We start from the raw sequence: 15,722 nt of genomic DNA, 5'->3' as shown, positions 1-15,722 counted from the left end.
CTAGAGCGGCTGGGCCGCGCGCAGCCGGGTGTTGCGCGCCTCGATGGCCTCCCACGTGGCGGGCAGAATGATATCGGCTCCGACGGAGGCGAATTCCTGTGCCGCCGACACTTCCGGACGCATCCGCTGCTCGTAGCTACTGAACACCTCGTCGAGATCGGTGCCGCGGCGCAGCTCTTCGGTCAGCGTCCATGCCCCGAGCAGGGCCAGCGAGGTGCCCCGTCCGGCCATCGGCGTCGCGCAATGCGCGGCGTCACCGATGAGCACGACCCGGTCGCGGTGCCAGGACGGCATCTTTATCTGGGCGAGCGCGTCGAAGTAGAGTTCGGGATCGCGTTGCGCCGCATCGATCAGCTCCGGCACCTTCCAGTCGTCGACGCCGGCGAAGGCGTCGGCCAGGATGCGTTTCTGTGCGTCTAGGTCGTGATAGTCGTAGTCGAGCGGCTCGGAGCGAAACTCGAACAGTGCCAAGGCCTTGTCTCGATAGCGGGCCACGCCGGCCATCAGCCCGGGCAGGTTGAGCACCTCGGAGGTGCGGTTGCCCGGCGTCGATTGTTCGGGCGCCTCGGCAATCGCGACGTACATGCCGAGATGCTCGGTGAAATCTTGCTCCGGCCCGAATACCAGTCGGCGCACCGCCGAGTGCGCCCCGTCGGCGCCGACGACGAGGTCATAGACGCCGTTGCGACCGGAGGCGAAGCCGACCGACACCCGGTCACCATCGTCGTCCACGCGTGTGACCGATTCTCGGAATCGCAGGTCCGCCGTCGTGGGCAGGGCCGCGCGCAGGATGTTCATCAGATCCTCGCGAGGGATCTCGACGTCCTCGGGCGACTCGTCGATCTCGTCGCGCACCAGGTGGGCGACGACCGCACCGGACCGGTCGAGGAACGCCGTCTGCTCGGTCATCGTGATGCGGTGTGCATGTACGGCGTCGAGAATGCCCATGCTGCGCGCAGTGTCGAGAGCAGCGCCGCGCACGTCGATCGGCGAGCCGTTGACGCGCAGATGACCGGCCCGCTCGATCACCTCGACATCGTGCCCGGCCCGCGCCAGATCTATCCCCGCGCTCAGACCGGCCACGCCGGCCCCGCTCACCAAAATACGCATTGCCAAACCCTTCGAACCGCAGTCAACCCACTATAGCCACTTTTTGTTGCTTTAGTGGGTGCCTGGTACGTCAGGGTGCGCCCAGCCCTCCCCCGTACATCGGTGTGCTGACGCTGGTCCCACCCTCGTCCACCATCGGCCCGCCGCGGTACTCCCGCAGGTACTCCGCATGCCAGCGCGGCCAGTCCAGATAACACTCCCCGGCAACCGTCCGATAGCGCCGGTACTGCCCCCGCGCGGTCCGCAACGAGCGCCGGGCCTCCCGCGCCGCCCGCATCGCCGCATGCTTGGCCGTCCGCTCCTGGGCCGCGCTCAGTGGCACCGGAGGGTCGCTGAAGATCCGCCGATCGAACATGTCGTTCAGTCTATTGAGCCGGCGCGGACCCGACGGCAGCCTCGGTATTGCGCGGATGGTGACAGGCCGCCGCGTGCGCCGGCTCCCGCTCGAGCAACGCAGGTTCCTCGTCGGCACAGATGTCGGTCGCCCACCTGCACCGGGTACGGAAGCGGCATCCCGACGGCGGATCGATCGGGCTGGGCACATCACCGTCGAGGATCAGGCGCTCGCGCGCCGCGTTGCGGCGAGGGTCCGGGATCGGGACCGCAGACAGCAGCGCCCCCGAGTACGGATGGAACGGATGGTCGTAAAGCTCGTTCGCCGGGCCCGTTTCGACGATCTTGCCCAGGTACATCACTGCAACCCGGTCCGATACGTGCCGCACCACGCCGAGATCATGCGCCACGAACAGATACGACAAACCGAACTCGTCCTGCAGATCCTCGAAAAGGTTGATGATCTGGGCCTGCACCGACACATCGAGCGCGGAGACCGGCTCGTCGGCGATGATCAGCTTGGGCCGCAGGGCCAGCGCGCGGGCGATCCCGATGCGTTGCCGCTGACCGCCGGAGAACTCGTGCGGGAACCGGTTGTAATGCTCGGGCGCCAAACCCACGCGGTCCAGCAGGTCCTGCACCTGGCGTTTCACCTCGCCGCCGCTGGCCAACCCGTGCAACTCGATGGGGTCCCCGATGATCTGACCGATCCGCTTGCGCGGGTTGAGTGAGGCATACGGGTCCTGGAACACCATCTGGATATCCCGTCGGATCGGCCGCAGGTCCCGGCGGGACCGGCCGACCAGTTCCTGACCTTGGAAGCGCACCGATCCCGAGGTGGGCGCCATCAGCTGCAGGATCAGCCGGCACAGCGTCGACTTGCCACAACCGGATTCGCCGACCAGGCCCAGGGTCTCGCCTTCGCGCAGGGTCAAGCTCACCCCGTCGACGGCCCGCACCCGCGCCACCTCCCGCTCGATGATCGCGCCGGCCTTGATCGGGAAATGCTTGACCAGATCGGTGACCTCCAGCAGCGGCTCGCCCGGACTCACAGTGCCACCGGCTTACGTAATCCGATGCGCCCGTCGACAAGCCGCAGGGCGGTCTTCTGTTCCGGGTCCAGCCAGCACCGGTCCCGGTGCCCGGCAGCGCCGTCATCGAGGGTGAGTGCGGGCAGCTGTACGCAGGCATCGAAGACGTGCGGGCAGCGCGGGGCGAATCGGCAGCCCGACGGCGGTGCCAACAATGACGGCGGGGCGCCGCCGATATGCGGTAACCGCGAATGCTGCGGCGCGTCAAGCGGTGTGAGTGAACCGAAGAGCCCCCACGTGTAAGGATGTCTGGGGTCGTAGAAGATGTCGTCGACGCCGGCATCCTCGACCACCTGTCCGGCGTACATCACCAGCACGCGGTCCGCGACCTCGGCCACCACGCCGAGATCATGGGTGATCAGCACCACCGCCAGCCCACGTTCGGCGTTCAATTGGGCTAGCAGGCGCAGGATCTGGGCCTGGATCGTGACGTCCAACGCCGTCGTCGGTTCGTCGGCGATCAACACCTCCGGCTCCAGCGACAGCGCCATGGCGATCATGACGCGCTGCCGCATCCCCCCGGAGAACTCGTGCGGGTAATCCTTCACGCGGCGTTCGGGATTGGGGATGCCGACGGTGCGCAGCAGCTCGACCGCCCGGTCGCGCGCCTCGGCACGGGAGACCGCGCGGTGCGCGCGGATCATCTCGGTGATCTGGTCCCCCACCCGATACACCGGATTCAACGATGTCATCGGGTCCTGGAACACCATGGCGATGTGTTCGCCTCGCACGCCCTGTAATTCACGGTCGTCCAGTTGGGTCAGGTCGCGCCCGTCGAACCGGACCGCTCCACCGATGGTGGCGTTCGGCGCACGGGTCAGTCCGATCAGGGTCTGTGCGGTGACACTCTTACCGGAGCCGGACTCCCCGACGATGGCCAGCACCTCACCGGCCTCCAGGGCGAAGGACACCCCGTCGACCGCGCCCACCACACCGTCCTGAGTGGCGAAGCTGACCCGCAGGTCCTCGACTTCGAGTATCGGACTCATACCGGTGCCGCCTCTCCGAGCCGGATCCGTGGATCAAGGAATGCGTAGGCCACGTCGACCAGGGTGTTGAACAGCACGATGAAGAACGCGCCGAACATCGTGACCCCGATCAGCGGCGGCAGGTCCAGCGTGCCGATCGCCTGTCCGGCATACAGTCCGACACCGTTGAGGTTGAACACCGTCTCGGTCAGGATTGCCCCGCCGCCGACGACGACACCGAAATCCAGCCCGAACAACGTGACGATGGGGATCATCGAATTGCGCAGCACATGTTTGATGCGGATCTGCCGTTCGCTGATGCCCTTCGCCCGCGCCGTGCGCACGTGGTCTTCGTTCATCACGTCGAGCATGTTGGACCGCAGCACCCGACTGTAGAAACCGACGTAGAGCACGGCAAGGGTGAGCCACGGCAAGATCAGGTGATACGCCCAGTCCAGTGGGTCCTTGGTCAGCGGAACGTAACTACTGGTGGGGAACAGCTCGGCCTTGAAGCTCAAGTAGTACAACAGGATTGCGGCCAGCCAGAACACCGGCATCGATATGCCGACCAGTGAGAGCACGGTCAGCGCACGGTCGGTGAACTTGCCGGCGTGCACGGCGCTGAGGTAGCCGAACCAGATCGCCAGCGCCATCCACAGCACCGCGGCGCCGATGCACAGCGACAGCGTCGCAGGCAGACCCTTCCATATCTGCTCGACGACATTCTGCGAGCTGGCGTAGGAGGTCAGCTGACCGGTGAAGATCTGCTTCATCATCGTCAGGTACTGCACGTAGAGCGGCTGGTCGAGTCCCAGATCGGCACTGACCCTGGCGATCAGTTCCGGATCGGCGTTCTTCCCGGCAATGCGGGCCGCCGGGTCGGAATTGGGAATCACGTTGAAGATCAGGAACACCAGCACCGATATCGCGAACAGCACCCCGACCATGCCGACGAGCCGCCGCACCACAAATCGCAGCATCTCAGTGCTCCAACCGGATCATGGCCCGTGGATCCAGGGCGTCGCGTAACCCGTCGCCGAACACGTTGAGCGACAACACCGTCAACACGATCATCAAGCCCGGCACGATGGTCAGGTGCGGGGCGGTGTAGATCGTCTGGTACCCGTCGGCGATCATCGTGCCCCATGAGGCGTTGGGCGCTCGCACACCCGCGCCCAGGAACGACAATGCCGACTCCAGCAGCATGTTGTTGGCGATGTTGAGGGTGAAGAACACGATGATGGTCGACACGACATTGGGCAGCAGTTCACTGACCATGATGCGCACCGGGCCCTTACCCTGTGCCACCGCCGCCTCGACGAACTCCTTCTCCCGCAGTGCCAGGATCTCACCGCGGATCGGACGTGCCATATAGGGCACGTACACCAGCCCGATGATCATGATCGGGATCCACAACGAGTCCCCGGCGATCTGGAATGCGCCGATCTTCAATCCACCCAGAGCCAGTGCGGTGCCCAGGGCGATGCCCAGCAGCAGCACAGGAAAGGCCCACACCACATCCATCACCCGCGACAGCGTCGCGTCGATCCATCCGCGGTAGTAGCCGCACAGCAACCCGACCAGCACGGCCAGGACGGTGGTGATGGCCGCCGCGGCGACACCGATGAAGATCGACGTCCGCCCGCCGTACATGAGGCGCACCATCACATCGCGGCCGTTCTGGTCGGCGCCGAGCAGGTATCTACCGTGCAACCCGGGACCGACCGGCGTGCCGTCCGGGGACACCACATCGACATCGCGGCCGTCGATCTGCACGGTGTCGGTGATGTGGTTCTCGTTCGGCCCGGTCTGGGCGACGTGATCGGCCCACAGCGGGGCGGCCAGGCAGAACAGCACGATCAGCACGAACAACGCTCCGAAGGCAAGACTGATCCTGTTGCGCCGCAGGCGGAGCCAGGCCAGATACCACGGACTACGCCCACGGATCTGCTCCGCGGGAACACCGGGGGGAACAACGGGTTCCCCCGGCGCCTCCACCGAGTCGGACGGGGTGGTCATACCTACTTCAGCGCCAGGGCCGACCAGTCCTGATTGAACAGGAGATGGTGGTAGGTCTTGTCGAAGTCGATGCGGTCGGAGACGAACGTGGTGAACTGCTCGTTACCGTAGGGCGCCCAGGCCGCCTGTTCCATATAGGCCTTGTCCAGCGCTGCGTACTGCGCCTCGGTGTCCCCCTCGGTGAGTTGCTTGGTCAGCAGTTCGTCCATCTTCGCGTCCAGTTCGGGATAGGACGCCCGGGAGAAGTTGTTGCCGTTGGTCGGCAGGATCGCCGCGCTGTTGAGCAGCGGCCGGAAGAAGTCGTCCGGGTGCGGGAAATCCTGGAACCAGTTGCCGAAACCGGTGTCCAGATCGGGGGTGGACTGATTACCGATCGTGGTGAAGTAGACATCACCGGCGAGCACCTTCAGCGTCGCGTTGAAGCCGAGCTGGTTGAGCACATCGTGGTAATACTCGCCGATCCGTTTACGGTCGGGCTCGTCATTGGTCCACACCGTGATATCGCGGTCGGCCGGGTTCGCCTCGGCCAGAAGCGCTCTGGCCTTGTCCATATCGGGTCCGGGATAGAGCTTGTACTCCTCATAGCCCGGCATACCCGGCGGCAGGATCTGCTGCGTCGGGTGCAGGCGCCCACCGAAGACGCGGTTGAGCGCCTCGGGGTCGATGGCGTAGTTGACCGCCTGGCGCACGCGCACATCGTTGAACGGCGCGGTCTGGTTGTTCATCCAGAAGTAGTAGGTGTTGATCGACTCCTCCAGCCGGAACCGTTCGCCGAAACGGGTTTTCACCTCCTGCAGGCGGTCGGCATCGGGCGGGTCGACCATGAAGTCGATGGTGTTCTGCTCGACACCGGTGACCTGCGCGGTGTTGCTCTTGTTCTGGGTCACGATGATCTTGTCGACCTGGGCATCGGCAACCTCGGTGGCACCGGCGTCGCGGACGGTCGAGAAGTTCGGGTTACGTTCCATGGTCAGCGTCTGGGGCGCCTCGACCTTGGTGATCATGAATGGGCCGCTGGACGGCGGCGGGCTGTTCGTGGCGTCATCGGAGAGTGGAGTGCTCGGCGGCACCGGTGCGGCGAAAGGCAGACCGAGCACGTTCTCGAAGGTGCCGTTGGCGGCATCGAGGGTGATGGTGATGTCGCCGGTCGCGTCGTCGGTGACGATGCCGCTGATGGCGTCGGCCGTGCCGTCGGCGTATTGCGGGGCGCCGACGATCCCGCTGTAGAACACCGAACCGCCGCTGTCGGCCTTGAACAACCGCTGGATGGCGTAGGTGAAGTCCGATGCTTTGATATCGGTGCCGTCGGAGTACTTCATCCCCGACCGCAGCTTCAGCTTGTAGGTCTTGCCGTCATCGGAGATCTCGGGCATGTCGGTGGCCAGGCCCGGGACGACCTGGGTGCCCTCCTCCCCTTTTGCGTGCTTGTAGGTCAGCAGCGGGGTGTAGGTGTTGTAGAGCACCTCCCACCCCTCCAAGGTGTAGGACAGTTGCGGGTCGATGTAGTCCGGGAACGACGTCATCGAGATGTTGATCTCGCCCCCGCCCGACGCGTCGGACCCCTCGCTCCCGCACGCGGCGACGCCGAACACGGCCACCACCGACGTACAGGACAGCACCGTCATCTTGCGCAGCGCATCGCGCAGCTTGCTCATCTGGCTCCCTAGGTTCGGCGGCACGGGTGAATCCGTCCACGTTTACGCTTCTCGAGCGACCCGGGTAGCCATCTTGGACCCAAATCTGACAACGCGCACGGCGAACGGCGTAAATATTCTCGTTGCGAGCACCATTGGCAGGAAACATTCCTGAAACGTGGCCCTCTGACCAGCACCTCGTGACTGGCGTGTACGACGGTGAAGAACGCAACGCACCCAGTGCAGAAGGAGCAGCAGATGACCGACCAGGCGAACGCCCTCGTTGCCGACTCGACCGGACCCGAGACCGTGCTGCAGGTCCGCTCGATCCCGATATCGGATCTCGGCGCGGGCGATGTCCTGATCGAGGTGTCGTGGTCGAGTGTCAACTTCAAGGATGCGTTGGCCGCCAGCAAGGACGGCAAGGTCGCCCGCATCGACCCACTGGTGCCAGGCATCGATCTGGCGGGCACGGTCGTCGACCCGGGAAGCTCCGGACTGGGCGCGGGCACCGAGGTGCTGGTGCACGGCTATGACCTCGGCGTCGCCCATCACGGTGGATTCAGTGAGTACGCACGGGTTCCCGCCGAGTGGGTGGTGCCACTGCCCGACGGTGTGAGCATGCGGGAGGCGATGATCGTGGGCACCGCCGGATTCACCGCCGCCCTCAGCGTGATCGCTTTGGAAGAACGCGGTTTGACCAGCACCGACGACGGACCGGTGCTGGTCACCGGAGCCACTGGCGGTGTCGGCAGCGTCGCCGTGTCCATCCTTGCCGCGCTCGGATTCTCGGTCACCGCGGTGACCGGCAAAACCGATGCCGGTGACTGGCTGCGCACGCTGGGCGCGGCCGAGGTGGTGGACCGCTCGGCTCTCGGCGACCCGGCACGGCCATTGCAGAAGGAAAAGTGGACCGCCGCGGTCGACTGCGTCGGCGGGGAGACGCTGGCCGCAGTGCTGGCCTCGTTGCGATACGGCGCTGCCGTGGCCGCGTCGGGCAATACCGGCGGAATGGCGTTGCCCACCACGGTTTTCCCCTTCATCTTGCGCGGAATCGCGCTCCTGGGAGTCGATTCGGTGCAGTGCCCGATAGTTCGCCGGCGTGACGTATGGGCCAGGCTCGGGCGCGACCTGCGCCCGCCGCTGCTCGAGGAGCTGGTTGCCGGCGAGGTCGGTCTCGACGAGGTACCGGCGGCATTGGAGCGGATCCGTGGCGGCGGCAACCGAGGACGCACCTTGGTGCGCGTGCGCTGAACGACGCGTCACGCAACCACTAAGGTCCGGTACGTGGACCCGCGATCTGCCGCCGACGGTTCGCCGACGGTCCAGGCCGTGGCGGCCGGCCTGCTCGGCGACGTGTCCGTGCTGGCCGATGACATGCTCGATTACCTCGCGGGCCACATTCCCGAGATAGCGGCCGATCCGGAACTGCGCGGCCTGACCCTCGGGTCATGCTCGTCGAACCTCGAGGCCGTGCTCTCGATGGTCCGGCACGGTATCGATGCGACCGCGGCCGAGGCTCCGGTCACCGCGCTCGAGCACGCCCGAGCGATGGCATCGCGGGGGCACAGCCTCGATGTGATGCTGCGCTTCTATCGCCTGGGCCACCAATTCTTCACCGGCAGGTTCGCCGAAGCGGTCACGGCCCATGTGCCCGATCCCGCCGAATCGTTGCGGTTGTTCCTCGAGGTCGAACGGTTCGGCTTCCAGTACATCGATCGCATCTCGGCCTCGGTCTCCACGGAGTATGTCGCCGAACTCGACCGCCGACAGAACCGGGACCGGGCCGAACGCAGCGACGTGGTGCGCGCCCTGCTCGCCGATGAACGAGTCGACCTGCGAAACGCCGAAAACGTACTGGGGCATCGACTTACCGGCGGCCAGCTCGGATTCGTCTGCTGGACAGCGGACAACGGTGTCGACCTGCCCGCGGTGGCCCAACGCTTGGCCAAGTCGTTGGGTACCGATCGCCCGTTGGCCATCCCGGCCGGTCCACGCTGTCTGTGGGGTTGGGCCGCCGGATCGCTCGATACGTCCACGGGCCTGCGGGTGCCGGCGTCATCGGTCGACCCGGACGTCCATATCGCCGTGGGTGCCGTTCATCCGGGTCCCGCCGGTTTCCGGACCTCCCATCGAGAGGCCCTGCGCGCACGTCGGGTCGCCGAGCTCGGCGAGCGGACGGCACCGGTCACCTACTTCGGCGATATCGCCCTGGTCGACCTGATGACCCAGGATCTCGACGGAGCTCGCGACTTCGTGCACGACGAGCTCGGCGAGCTGGCCCACGACGACGCCAAGACCGAGGCCGAGCGCAGCGCGCTACTGGCCTTCCTGACCGCCCAGGGCAGCCTCAAGACCGCCGCGGAGGCGCTCGGCGTACATCGCAACACGGTGCTGCAACGGGTGCGCCGTGCAGAGGATCGACTCGGCGGGCCGGTGGCCGCCCGGCGCACCCAGGTGCATGCCGCCCTGCACCTCTGCGACATGCTCGGCGCATCTATCCTGCGGGCAAAATGACCGGTTGACCGCCGAACACCGGTTCGTCGATGTGCGCACAGCACATGGATAGGTGCGGCGGGGTCATTGTCCCGCGGTCTCCGGCAGACCTACTTTCGAGACATTCACTCGTCGCGGAAGAGGACGTACGCCGTGTCCATCACCAACCACCAGCCGATCATCCAGCGGCCCGCCCCACACTCCGGTGCGCCCGCCACCACGCCGGAACCGTTGCCCGACACCAGCGAGCAGATCCCGACGCTGTCCTGGCCGATAGCCGCCATCTTCGTGGCCGCGGTCGGCGTGTTCGGCATCTCGTCCTGGGCGGCCCTGACATCGCGGCTGCCCGCCGTCGTGACCATCATGCTCAGCGCCGCAGCGATCTTCGTCTTGTTCACCGTGCTGCACGACGCATCGCACTACTCGATCAGCCGCCACCGCTGGGTCAATGCGGCCTTCGGCCGCGCGGCCATGCTGTTCGTCTCACCACTGATCTCGTTCAGATCTTTTGCCTTCATCCACATCCAACACCACCTCAACACCAACGACGGTGACAACGATCCAGACCACTTCGTCACCGCGGGCCCACGCTGGCAACTCCCGCTGCGCTTCCCGTTGATGGACGTGCCGTATCTGCGCTTTCTGGTGCGCAACATCGACACCCGCCCGCGCTCGGAGATCATCGAAACCGCCGCCTTGGTGACATTCTCGGTCGCCGCGGTCGCGGTCGCCGGATTCTCCGGACACCTGTGGCAGCTGGCACTGGTCTATCTCATCCCAGAACGGATCGCGGTGTTCGTGCTGGCCTGGTGGTTCGACTGGCTTCCCCACCACGATCTGACCGACACCCACCGGCAGAATCGCTATCGGGCCACCCGCAATCGCGTCGGTGCCGAGTGGATCCTGACTCCGTTGCTGCTGTCGCAGAACTACCACCTGGTCCATCACCTGTATCCGTCGATCCCGTTCCACCGGTACGTCGCGGCGTGGCGACGCAACGAGGCGGCCTATCTGGAACATAACCCGGCCCTGCTCACGGCCTTCGGGCAGGAGCTCGATGCCGAGCAGTATCTGACCTGGAAAGAATTGAACGGCAGCCTGTCTCGTCTGCTTCCCCTGTACGGCCCACGCTCCACGGAAGAGACGCACACCGTCGTCGTGCGCAGCGTCGAACCGCTGACGCCCGACAGCGTCCGGATCAGCTTCGATGTTCCCGTTGGCCTACGCGAACAATTCCGTTTCCGCGCAGGCCAACATCTCACCGTCCATCACCGACTGGACGGGCGGGCCATTCGGCGCACGTACTCGATATGCACCTCCACCGGTTCCGGCGAACTCGCCATCGCGGTCCGGCGAATCCCCGACGGTGTGTTCTCGACGTTCGCCACCGAACACCTGCGCGCCGGCGACACACTCGAACTGGGACCTCCCACAGGGGATTTCTGCCCTCCGCCGGACCCGAACAACCACAGCGACTATGTGGCGATCGCGGCGGGGAGTGGGATCACCCCGGTGCTGTCGGCCCTGACGAGCATTCTGGAGACCGAACGCGACAGTCGCTGCACGCTCATCTACGGAAACCGGACCGCCGAATCGACGATGTTCCGCGCCGAACTCGAGGATCTGCAGTGCCGCTTCGGCGATCGGCTTCGCGTGCAACACGTTCGATCCGCCGAACCGGCGTCCGAGGCACTTCCCGGTCGCATCGACTATCCGATGGTGCGCCGCATCATCGGCAGGGACGCGGACAAGGTGGACCGCTGGTTGCTCTGCGGGCCACAGGAGTTGGTGACACACCTACGCGACAACCTGACAGGCGCCGGAGTGCCGGATGATCGGATTCATCTCGAACTGTTCCACGCTCTCGCCGTACCGAGCACACCGTCGGACTCGGTCGCCTCAGAACTGACGATCGGACTGCGCGGCATCACCCGGACGGTCTCGCTCAATGCCGGTGAGACGCTCCTGGAGGCCGCCCTGCGCAATCGGATCCCCGCCCCGTATGCCTGTATGGGCGGTGCGTGCGGGACCTGCGCGGCATCGCTCACCTCCGGCACGGTCACCATGGACCAGAACTTCGCGCTCAACACCGAGCAGATACGGGCCGGTCGCATCCTCGCCTGCCAGTCCCGTCCCACCAGTTCCACGGTGGGAGTCGACTTCGACGGGTGACCGGCACCTCGGCACAGATGTTCTTGCGGCGGCACCATCTCACCGTTAGTGCACGGGCGTCAATATTTGCGAGAACCCGTTGGAGTGCTCCGAAATCCCGGCCTGACCTCCTCCCAGTGCACTACTGTGAGTTTCCTGTGCAACAGCGCTTGTGAGGACACCAGCCATGGGCCGACCCCGCCGTAATCCACTGAAACGCCTGGCCATCGTGGCGGCGAGCACCGGCGTGACCCTGTCGCTGGTCAGCGGCATCGGCGGTCCGGCGACCGCATTCACGGCGCGGGCAGCAAGCTTGGCCGTGCAGCCGATCGCCGCCATCGCGGAGTCACCGAGTTCCATCGGGATCGCCGAAGGCTACGACTTCTACGCCATGGACGAGGCGCAGATCGATCGGACACTCGACGCGATGGAGAGCCTTGGCGTCAAGAGCATCAGGCTCGGTGTCTTCTGGGCTGCCATCGAACCCCAAGAGGGTGTCTACGACTGGGACAAACTCGACCTGTTGGTCGCCAAGGCCACCGAGCGCGATATGGGCATTCTGGGCACCATCCTGTACACACCGGCCTGGGCCTCGGCCGAGCCCGAATCGTCCGAATTGGTCAATCACCCCGATCCGGAGAAGTTCGGCGACTTCGCAGGCGTCCTCGCCGAGAAGTACGCGGGACGCATCTCCACCTACGAGATCTGGAACGAGCCGACCGCGAGGATCTTCTTCGATCCGGTCGATCCCGCCGCCTACACCGAGCTCCTCAAGGCGGGCTACCAATCCATCAAGGCGGCCGACCCGTCGGCGATCGTGGTGGCCGGTTCGGTGGTACCCGGACCGACCTACCCGGACGGGGCGGCCATGAGTCCCGTCGAGTTCCTTCAGGGCATGTACGACGCCGGGGCGCATGGCTACTTCGACGCCATCTCCTATCACCCCTACCTGTACTCACTGCCGTTCTCCAACGGCGCCACCCAGATCGACCAGTTCGATTACCCCATCGAACAACTCGGTGAGATGCGCGCGCTGATGGTCCAGAACGGCGACGGCAATCTGAAGGTGTGGATCACCGAGTACGGCCAGCCGACGAACGTGAGCTACCAGAACTCGCAGCTGACCGAACAACAGCAGGCCGCGTTCATCGAGGATCTGCTGCGCACCTGGCAGAACGTCCAGGGCGCCGGCCCGGTGTTCATCTATCAGACCCGCGACACCCAACCCAACAGCACCGTCCCGGAAGACAACCTCGGGCTGTGGACCTACGCGTGGGACCCCAAGCTGGCCGCCGACGTGCTCAAGAACCTCATCGCCGAGTTCAACCCGCCGACCGGTCCGGTGGTCAACCCCCTGCAGGCCTTCATCGAGCAGATCGTGCGGGCGGTCAGTCAGGCGCTGGCCTTCATCCCGAACCTGATCACCCAGGTCGTCCAGGCTGTCGTCGGCTTCGTGGGGTCGATCCTGGGCGTCAATCGCCCCGCAGCCGCCAGCACGACGGGCACCACCGACGCACCGCCGGACCTCGGCACCGCGGCTCCGCACACGGAGTCGGCACGCATGCTGGGCCGGCAGGTGAGCAGCGACGGCGCTGACGGTGACTCGATCACGACGCAGGCCACACCGGACGACATCGCGGAGACCACCGAACCCGCCCCACCCGCACAGACTTCCGCTCCCGAGGTCGAGGTCGACCTCACCGCGGGCGAGGGTGAGGACGGAGAGGTCGTCGACTCGACCGACGAGGTGGACATCCGCCAGGAGCTCACGACTCCCGATCCGGAGGTGCCCTCGATCGCCGATGAGCCCGCAGCGGTCAACACCGGGGCCGTCACCGGCAATTCGGATGGCAAGAAGGAAGATCCGGTCGACCGGACACCGAGTGACGAGGCCGCCGATTCGGGTGACGGCACCGCCGACTGAGTCGATCCGGAGTCAGGGGGCGATCAGGATGCCGTCATCGGAAGCGGCCTTCAGCAGCTCCTGAATGGTCAGCTCGCCGTAGCCGGTGTGCACGGTTCCCTGACGCGTGCCCAACCACGGGACCACGCCGGGGTCGGGATCGACATCAAGGTGATAGGCCTGCACACCCATCAGGTGGTACTGAAAGAAGTTGGCGAAGAAGTCGATCGCGAAGATGACGCTGCCGACCAGGCCGGTGCCCCACATGGCCGCGGAGTTCACGATCGGGTTCATCGCCGCCCGGTCACCGATCATCACGATCGGGCCGTAGTGCGGTTTGAGGCCGCCGCCGGCCACAAACGGCGGGAGGAACGGTTGCAGCCCAGGCAGATCGGTCGACATGAAGGCCACCGGACTGCCGTACTGAGCGATATTGACGAAGTTCGACGTGGCACCGTTGCCGTCGACCCTCGTGTTCATTCCGGGAGCCTCGAAACCGATACCGGACAGGCCGGTCTGCTGCGCCACGAACTGCGCCTCCCACCCGCCCAGTGAGTGCCCGGTGACGAACACGTCGTCGGGGGCATAGCCCTGCAGGGCAGCTTCCTCTTGGACCCGGCGTGCGAAGTCCAACGCATCGTAGAACGCCCACGGCGTCGTATCGGTGAGGACGACCTGGAGATCGGCGACAATCTGGGCGATCGTGATGAGCGGGTTGAACAGCAGGTTGGTGCCACCGGTGGTGCCCTGATAGGCGATGATGACCTGGCCCTGCGGTGTCACCCACGCCTTGCCGGACATCCCGGAGAAGATGTTGGTCGACTGCAGTTGAAAACCGTTGACGGTCAACGGGACCAGGCCACCGGGTGTGGTGCCCAGGCCGTACGCGGCCGTCGAGGCATTGAGGAACTGCGCGACCGTCGGCGTCGGGCGGTCGGTGGGGCCGGTGTAGACCATGGTGGGAAGCGCCGGCTGTACCGCCGGGGTCTGGTGCAGACCCGCCCACCGCTCCAGCTCCCGGAATGCGGCAAACAACAGATCGTTGATCGGCGCGATGTGGAACGGACTGCGCGGCCCGGTCGCGGCCACGGTGAAATCGAGGAACTGCAGGACCGCATTGACGATGCGGCCGGGCAGTTCGATCAGCGCCGCGATCGGCGACAGCGGTTGTGGCGGGGCGGGTGTGGGGACCTCGACCAGAGCCGCCGCCGACGTGACGGTCCCGAGTTCGGGTTGCGACACCGGAGCGGTGAGGAGGCCGACGGATCCGGTGGCCTCGGCACGAGTTGATGTCGGGGCGGGCCGGGCGTCGAACCGGTCGTCTCTGGAGTGCTCGGTCTGTGAGCCGGGCGACCCCAGGGTTTGCGGCGTCGAGTCGGTCAGGGGTGGTTGCGGATCGCGGGTGGGCTCGGGCTGCTGGCCCGAGCCGGGTTCGGGCTGGGTCGGCTCCCCGGATTCATCATCGGGGGTGATGCCGGGCGTGATGACTTCCCCGGCGTCCGGTGCCGGGACGTCGACGTCGGGGGTCGGTGCGGGGGTACCGGCGCTGTCATCGTCGGGCTCGATTGCCTCCGGTTGGTGGTCCGTGAGGTCGCCCGAATCGTCATCATCGCTTTCGCGATGATCGGTCAGACCCGACCGGACCGGCTCGAGCCCCTTCTCGCCCCCACGATCGGCGGGGCTTTTGGTCTCCTCGCTTCTGGTGTCGGGCCGGGTGGACGTCGGGTCGGCGGGAGCCGAGTTCGATCCGGTCCCGCCGGTCGATTCGGATCCCTCCGCCCAGGCCACACCGTGTATCGGCGCAACGACAAGGCCCGCGCTCAGAGTGACCGCGGCTACGCCATACCGCCACGACCGCCGCGTCCTGGCCACATCCATCCGCTCGACAGCCTCCATCGACGACCCCCCTGCGCTCCAGCCCGACGCTGACAACATGCGATGTCATGGGACAGTAGCCACAAAGCGCACGCGGGACGCCGTTTTGGCAAACCCGCCGGGTCCGCCGAGGAGCGTCTCG

General features: G+C 65.9%; 12 protein-coding genes. 4 read left to right on the top strand and 8 right to left on the bottom strand.

The window, feature by feature from the left end; translation table 11 throughout:
• From FBY28_RS15980 to FBY28_RS15950, 7 genes are all read right to left on the bottom strand, one after another.
• A complete protein-coding gene (locus FBY28_RS15980) occupies positions 1 to 1,110 on the bottom strand; it encodes an FAD-dependent monooxygenase (protein WP_141868324.1) in 1,110 nt (369 codons plus the stop codon).
• Between the two features lie 70 nt (positions 1,111 to 1,180).
• The gene (locus tag FBY28_RS15975; protein WP_141868322.1) at positions 1,181 to 1,465 is read right to left on the bottom strand and encodes a hypothetical protein; all 285 of its coding nucleotides are present in this window, start codon (positions 1,463 to 1,465) and stop codon (positions 1,181 to 1,183) included.
• A 10-nt stretch (positions 1,466 to 1,475) separates the two neighbouring features.
• A complete protein-coding gene (locus tag FBY28_RS15970) occupies positions 1,476 to 2,495 on the bottom strand; it encodes an ABC transporter ATP-binding protein (RefSeq protein ID WP_141868320.1) in 1,020 nt (339 codons plus the stop codon).
• Positions 2,492 to 3,523, bottom strand: coding sequence for an ABC transporter ATP-binding protein (locus FBY28_RS15965; RefSeq protein ID WP_141868318.1), 1,032 nt, complete (start codon positions 3,521 to 3,523; stop codon positions 2,492 to 2,494). Before FBY28_RS15965 ends, FBY28_RS15970 begins: the two co-directional genes overlap by 4 nt.
• Positions 3,520 to 4,482, bottom strand: coding sequence for an ABC transporter permease (locus tag FBY28_RS15960; RefSeq protein ID WP_019513413.1), 963 nt, complete (start codon positions 4,480 to 4,482; stop codon positions 3,520 to 3,522). The genes FBY28_RS15965 and FBY28_RS15960 overlap by 4 nt, the downstream gene beginning before the upstream one ends.
• A 1-nt stretch (position 4,483) precedes the next feature.
• The gene (locus tag FBY28_RS15955) at positions 4,484 to 5,521 is read right to left on the bottom strand and encodes an ABC transporter permease (RefSeq protein ID WP_174241651.1); all 1,038 of its coding nucleotides are present in this window, start codon (positions 5,519 to 5,521) and stop codon (positions 4,484 to 4,486) included.
• Positions 5,522 to 5,523: 2 nt separating this feature from the next.
• Entirely contained in the window at positions 5,524 to 7,176 is a 1,653-nt protein-coding gene (locus FBY28_RS15950) for an ABC transporter substrate-binding protein (RefSeq protein WP_174241650.1), read from the bottom strand.
• 237 nt (positions 7,177 to 7,413) lie between these two features.
• On the opposite strand from FBY28_RS15950, the gene FBY28_RS15945 reads away from it, so the two are divergent.
• The 4 genes from FBY28_RS15945 to FBY28_RS15930 all read left to right on the top strand — a co-directional run bounded on the left by FBY28_RS15945 (position 7,414) and on the right by FBY28_RS15930 (position 13,726).
• A complete protein-coding gene (locus tag FBY28_RS15945; protein WP_141868316.1) occupies positions 7,414 to 8,409 on the top strand; it encodes an acrylyl-CoA reductase family protein in 996 nt (331 codons plus the stop codon).
• Between the two features lie 33 nt (positions 8,410 to 8,442).
• The gene (locus FBY28_RS15940; RefSeq protein ID WP_216847741.1) at positions 8,443 to 9,672 is read left to right on the top strand and encodes a PucR family transcriptional regulator; all 1,230 of its coding nucleotides are present in this window, start codon (positions 8,443 to 8,445) and stop codon (positions 9,670 to 9,672) included.
• Positions 9,673 to 9,804: 132 nt separating this feature from the next.
• Positions 9,805 to 11,823, top strand: a complete 2,019-nt coding sequence (locus tag FBY28_RS15935; RefSeq protein WP_216847740.1) for a fatty acid desaturase — start codon at positions 9,805 to 9,807, stop codon at positions 11,821 to 11,823.
• A gap of 166 nt (positions 11,824 to 11,989) precedes the next feature.
• The gene (locus FBY28_RS15930; RefSeq protein WP_141868314.1) at positions 11,990 to 13,726 is read left to right on the top strand and encodes a beta-galactosidase; all 1,737 of its coding nucleotides are present in this window, start codon (positions 11,990 to 11,992) and stop codon (positions 13,724 to 13,726) included.
• Positions 13,727 to 13,738: 12 nt separating this feature from the next.
• Here the strand turns inward: FBY28_RS15930 and FBY28_RS15925 are convergent, their stop codons facing one another.
• Positions 13,739 to 15,601 (bottom strand): hypothetical protein, encoded by a 1,863-nt coding sequence (locus tag FBY28_RS15925; protein ID WP_216847739.1) that lies wholly within the window; start codon positions 15,599 to 15,601, stop codon positions 13,739 to 13,741.
• Positions 15,602 to 15,722: the final 121 nt, after the last annotated feature.

The organism is Arthrobacter sp. SLBN-53 (assembly GCF_006715585.1).
GTDB lineage: Bacteria > Actinomycetota > Actinomycetes > Mycobacteriales > Mycobacteriaceae > Mycobacterium > Mycobacterium neoaurum_A.
The sequence above is the reverse complement of the archived record's forward strand: the minus strand, read 5'-3'. Positions and strand labels throughout refer to the sequence as shown.